The organism is Mesorhizobium sp. M0052 (assembly GCF_040323255.1).
GTDB lineage: Bacteria > Pseudomonadota > Alphaproteobacteria > Rhizobiales > Rhizobiaceae > Mesorhizobium.
This window is the reverse complement of the sequence record NZ_JAMYUS010000055.1, coordinates 1-2,800: the sequence shown is the minus strand read 5'-3', so window position 1 is coordinate 2,800 and position 2,800 is coordinate 1. Positions and strand designations below refer to the sequence as shown.

Below are 2,800 nucleotides of genomic sequence, written 5' to 3'. Positions count from 1 at the left end.
CGCTCTAGAGTTTCCGAGTTGGCGTTTGGGCTGATCTCCAGCGTTTCGTACAAGTCGACGAACATCAAGAAGTCCCCACCAGCAACGTATTTTGCGAATACGCAATTTCCCCACCTTCAGCATCGCCCCAGTCGGGGCCAAACGCAAGCCGGCTCCCGTAGCGCTTTACGTCCAGGCGGGGCTTGGGCGATATCATCGAAAACCGTTTCCATGGACCGATTCTAGATCGCAACCCCGAGGATGTGAATCCCCCATGCCTTCAAGGCAATCAGACCAGAGAGAATTGCGATCCCCAGCAGGATGAGAACCCACGACACGAAGTTTCGCGAAAGGCGCCTGCGGCGACCTTGCAAAGCCTTGTTACGCCAGTGTTTGGCTTGATCAGCCCCGATGCTTAATTTGTCCATTGCTCGGCTCCTTCCAATCGACAAGAATTACGCCAGTCGAGCGGCGCGAACGCAGGGATACTTTGAAGCCGCAGCCTCACAGTGGCTGAGCGCTTCATATTAGCAGTGCGTAAAATTCGAGCAGGTCCAAGACAGGGTTGTTAGCAAATTCGTTGATATCATACGACCTTGTTCGATGGATGGCGTGCTGGCGATGCGCGGGGCTGGATGGATCAAGGGTTTGAGGGAAGCTGAGGCTCGCGAGTTGCGCAGCGATATCGATCGGCTCGAAATAGATTTGATCGCTGCCGCCAATTCTAGGGGTCAATCCACACTTCACGACGTCGCGAACACACTGCGATGCAAGAAGGCGCGCTTGGAACGTCTGGAGGAGTTTCTCGGTTCAATGACGTCGAAAGGCCGGCCAGCGACATCCGCAACCCCGCCCCATGAAGGCCGGCGGTAAAAGGCGCCTGAGAGAACCAGCCTTGCTGCCTCACGGTGGCGGGCTTTTCTTTAGCCCTGCCTACACTTGCTAGAATGGCGGATTTTTCTGACATGGCCTTAGCCTACTTGCGCGAAACCATTTAACCAGCAAACGGTTAAATGGCGCGAGTGACGGGGCTCGAACCCGCGACCTCCGGCGTGACAGGCCGGCGAAAACGCCTGATTCATCAACGAATGGTTTCAATTCCTCACGCTCTCGAATTTGCGGGAAATAGCGCGAAATTGAAACTTGCTTATCAGAACTCCTCGTCAACTCCGCGAGATATTAACTTTGATCGACGCCTCCGCTGCTGCCAGCCTAGCGGCTGGACCGGGACAGACTGCTCCCGGCGACTTCTGGATCGGCTGGAGACGGCAGATCGATGCGCTCGCTACCGCCGGATTCCGGGTCATCGTTCCCGACCAGAGGGGCTACAACACCAGTGACAAGCCGAAAGCCATCCGTGAATACACGCTCCCCAAGCTCGTCGGCGATGTCGTTGCCATCGCCGACGCGCTCGGCATCGGAAGGTTTCACCTCGTCGGTCATGACTGGGGCGGTATCGTCGCCTGGGCCGCAGGCGCAAAGCTGCCGCACCGCCTGGAAAGGCTCGTCATCCTGAACGCGCCCCATCCCGAGGTGCTGCTTGCCCATTCCTTGCGATCTCCGACCCAGTTCCTGCGGAGCAGCTATGCCGGCCTTCTTCCAGTTCCCCTTGCTGCCGGAGGCTTTTCTGGGGGCGGGGCGCTCGGCTCTGCTGGCACGGGCGCTCATCAAATCCAGCCGAACAGATGCCTTCACGGCGGAGGAAATCGCAGAGTATCGGCAGGCCTGGGAACGGCCGGGGGCGCTGACAGGCATGCTCAACTGGTATCGGGCGCTGCGCTTCCGCCCAAGCCTGAAGGAGCGGATCACGACGCCGACCCTTGTACTGTGGTGGATGCAGGACCAAGCTCTGGAATATGGCCTGGCCGAGCGCAGTCTGGCCCTTTGCAACGATCGGGGCCTGCAGACGTTCGAGAAGGCGACGCATTGGGTACAGCGCGAAGAGGCCAGCGCGGTGAATGCCGCGCTTCTGGCGTTCCTGGACGGCTGAGATGCCGTTCCGTTCTGTAGGTGGCCTGACTCGCCGTGATCTCCTGACCGTGCTCGCTGCCGCGGTCACAACCCACCACCTTACCTCCTCTGCTGATGCAGCATTGGCAGAGGCCTCAACGGAGCATCCGATGCCACACGTCGTCCTTCTCGGGGATTCGATCTTTGACAACGCTGCCTATGTCGCGCACGGGCCCGACGTAGTGCGGCAGCTGCGGGAGCGGTTGCCGGAGGGGTGGCGTGCAGCGCTAAACGCCGTCGACGGCGCCGTCACAAGCGGCGTCGAGCGGCAGCTTGAACGGCTCCCCCAGGATGCTAGCCATCTTGTCGTCAGCGTCGGTGGCAATGATGCTCTTCGTCATGCAGGGATTGTGGAGCAGGGGGCCTGTTCGGTGGCCGAGGTTCTGGACAGGATCAGCGATATCCGGGAGGAATTCGAGCAGGACTACTGTACGATGCTCGAGGGGGCGCTGGGCCAAAACCTACCCACCGCTGTCTGCACGATCTACGAGGCGCGCTTTCCCGACCCACAGCGTCGTAGACTTGCCGCAACTGCCCTGACGGTCCTCAACGACGTCATCACCCGGGCGGCGTTCTCGCGCGGTTTGCCGCTCGTCGACCTGCGCTTGGTATCGAATGAGGACGCGGACTTCGCCAATCCTATCGAACCGTCAGTGCAAGGCGGCGCGAAGATCGCGGCAGCCATCGCGGCACTTGTAGTCGAGCACGATTTAGCCGGAAGTCGGTCTGTCCAGCCGATAGATGGGTAACACTTTGAACCGGATACATAGGTGACACTTCTCTCCCCCTATGCGTCCGCCGCAGCGCCAAG

At 59.9% G+C, this 2,800-nt stretch carries 3 protein-coding genes and 1 pseudogene; 3 read left to right on the top strand and 1 reads right to left on the bottom strand.

Annotation, left to right across the window (positions count from 1 at the left end; translation table 11 throughout):
• Positions 1 to 221: 221 nt before the first annotated feature.
• The gene (locus tag NKJ77_RS32255) at positions 222 to 407 is read right to left on the bottom strand and encodes a hypothetical protein (RefSeq protein ID WP_023831027.1); all 186 of its coding nucleotides are present in this window, start codon (positions 405 to 407) and stop codon (positions 222 to 224) included.
• Between the two features lie 715 nt (positions 408 to 1,122).
• Between NKJ77_RS32255 and NKJ77_RS32250 the strand changes: the two are divergent.
• From NKJ77_RS32250 to NKJ77_RS32240, 3 genes and pseudogenes are all read left to right on the top strand, one after another.
• A pseudogene (locus NKJ77_RS32250) lies at positions 1,123 to 1,524 on the top strand (alpha/beta fold hydrolase); the annotation flags it as partial.
• 40 nt (positions 1,525 to 1,564) lie between these two features.
• Positions 1,565 to 1,969, top strand: a complete 405-nt coding sequence (locus NKJ77_RS32245) for an alpha/beta fold hydrolase (protein WP_050589871.1) — start codon at positions 1,565 to 1,567, stop codon at positions 1,967 to 1,969.
• A gap of 130 nt (positions 1,970 to 2,099) precedes the next feature.
• On the top strand, positions 2,100 to 2,738 hold the full coding sequence (locus tag NKJ77_RS32240; protein WP_352536381.1) for an SGNH/GDSL hydrolase family protein: 639 nt from the start codon (positions 2,100 to 2,102) through the stop codon (positions 2,736 to 2,738).
• Positions 2,739 to 2,800: the final 62 nt, after the last annotated feature.

What these genes read in the sequence shown, in the direction of transcription:
- NKJ77_RS32245 (WP_050589871.1), top strand. Translation starts at nt 1,565, where the DNA reads ATGCCGGCCTTCTTCCAGTTCCCCTTGCTGCCGGAGGCTTTTCTGGGG.
- NKJ77_RS32240 (WP_352536381.1), top strand. Translation starts at nt 2,100, where the DNA reads ATGCCACACGTCGTCCTTCTCGGGGATTCGATCTTTGACAACGCTGCC.
- NKJ77_RS32255 (WP_023831027.1), bottom strand. Translation starts at nt 407, where the DNA reads ATGGACAAATTAAGCATCGGGGCTGATCAAGCCAAACACTGGCGTAAC.